This window comes from Martelella alba (genome assembly GCF_005217455.1).
GTDB lineage: Bacteria > Pseudomonadota > Gammaproteobacteria > Enterobacterales > Enterobacteriaceae > Acerihabitans.
The window spans coordinates 1-2137 of record NZ_SZPQ01000104.1 but is presented as its reverse complement, the minus strand read 5'-3'; the positions used below and the strand labels follow the sequence as shown (position 1 = coordinate 2137).

3 protein-coding genes are annotated in these 2137 nt (G+C 41.8%); all 3 read left to right on the top strand.

Going from position 1 to position 2137, the window contains the following annotated elements; translation table 11 throughout:
• Positions 1-996 (top strand): glycoside hydrolase family 19 protein (locus FCN80_RS26615; protein ID WP_373880366.1); only part of this gene is annotated, 996 nt, incomplete at its 5' end.
• A gap of 7 nt (positions 997-1003) precedes the next feature.
• Positions 1004-1471, top strand: coding sequence for an NTF2 fold immunity protein (locus FCN80_RS25675; RefSeq protein ID WP_170975535.1), 468 nt, complete (start codon positions 1004-1006; stop codon positions 1469-1471).
• 439 nt (positions 1472-1910) lie between these two features.
• Positions 1911-2137: DUF2345 domain-containing protein (locus FCN80_RS27565; protein WP_373880367.1), on the top strand; the 227-nt coding region annotated here is incomplete at its 3' end.

Here is a 2137-nt window from a genome sequence, read left to right as displayed (position 1 = left end):
GGAAAGCTAATCTGTCATTTCCCGTTTGAATGGGAAAAAAGTACGATCGACACCCGCTTCTCGTGGCTGAAAACGGGAAGTGAGGAGCATGATCCGATGACAGAAGCTGATTATGCGAAATTTAAAGCCCATGCAGAAGCGCTGTGCTATGGTACCGGTGTATTTAGTAGCGGAAGACTATGGCATTTCAACCCTGTATATTTTATTACTCACATGAGACTTTGCAGTTGGCTCAGTCTGAACGATATTATTAAATTGGTAAGAAAGTATCAAAAATCACCAGTGGCTGTTTATGATCGTCGACATCCATTAACCATTGATGAACTAATAAAACGTTTAATCGAAGAGGGCACGAATAGTGCAGGGGATGTTAAACGTCCAGCGGCGATAAATGAGGCTCTCCCCAAAATACTAAATAAATATGGAATTAACACACCAATCAGAATTTCACACTTCTTCGGCCAGATGGCTGCTGAAACCGAGCGGTTCGATAGTTTAGTCGAGCTGGGTTCTGCGAACTATTTTTCTGTACACTACGACCCAGGCACGGATCAGGGCCATAAGTTAGGGAATACACTGACTGGTGATGGTGTTAGATTTAAAGGTCGAGGATCTATGCATCTTACTGGAAGGGCTAATTATGGTCATTACAGTGAATATCGGAAAGGTTCAGGTTCTAATTATTTCACTGTCGAACCCCATAATGAACTGATTGGAGAGGATGCATTTTTTGCATTTGATGCCGGGGGTTATTACTGGTCCAGTAAGCAAAGATATATAAGCCGCAATGGACGATTAGTGGCCTCAGGGAAATTAGGTATAAACTTTTGGGCTGATCAAGGTGCGACTCATAACGATGCAGAAGAGGTTACACGGAGAATAAATCCAGGGAGAATGGCGTTTGAGGACGTCAGGTGGCCTGCGTTTAAGCACGCCTGGTATGCGCTTAACGATTCTACAGAACAAGAAGACGATTATTTTTCCATTAAGGAATAAATTAAATATGAAATTTTTAAAATTGCTAATCGTGTTATTTTTGCCGATGAGCTTTTCTGTTTTTGCAATGAGTTCAAATTCAAATCTGACTCCTCAGCAGACAGTCATTAACTTTATAATTGACTATGAACAGTGGAATGAAGAAGCTACGAAAAATTTAAGTGAAGGCACTGGTTTCCAGGCAAAAGATGAGTACAGTAAATTACTTGACAAATATTGCACTCAATCTACAAGCAGGATCGGTTATGATGTCTACGGGCAATACTCGCTGCATATTGCTGATGGGGAAAAAATACTCAGCACTAAAAAAAATGACCAAGAGATAATAATTAGAACAGGTGTATCGTCTAGATTTGGAGAGGCAGGCGCTGATATGGATTATTTTGAATATCACTTGGTTTCGGATAAAAATAGATATTTAATTGAAGAAGTATATCAGTTGTCAAAGTCTGGTAAGAAAACCAAAACATTATAACTTCATGAGTTTGATTCTTGGATGCTCCCTTGCAAAATGTTTTCTGGGGCATTTGATTTGAAGTTTGTTAAGTATAGTGTTTGAAGTTTTATTGTAGTTATCTGGCTGAGAAAATATGTTTTATTCTCTAAAGCATCTTCCTGAATGTTATCCACGACCGGTCACATCAAAAAAACACACGTTGAATTGCTGTCCTGGTGGCGATGTTGGTCATCAGCATGATCTTCATGCACATATTCGGGCGATACATCGAAAATAACCACTTCTGGTTGGTCGTTATTGGTACGCCTGTTGTTGTTTGGATTGTAACTTTCGGCTTTCGCATGTGGGTCAGGTCATTACAGGACAGTAAAGCGAATGGTTTTGACCAGCGTCGGGAGCAATGGATCTTGAGTGAGACCCGTAGGGCTCGTCGTGCGCTTCTGGTGTTGAATACGACATTTATTATAGCCCTGGCCAGAACCTGATAGCCACCGCCGGTAAAAATGCAGACGTCAGCGTGGTGAAAAATCTGTTCATCGGGGTAGGTAATGCCCTGAGCGTGTTTGTTCGTAAGCTCGGGATCAAGCTCATCGCGAACCAGGGGCCTGTGCAGCTACAGGCGCAGAATGATTTGATGGAGCTCATCGCTCGTGGAGAAATCAGCGTCGTCAGTACCGAAGATCG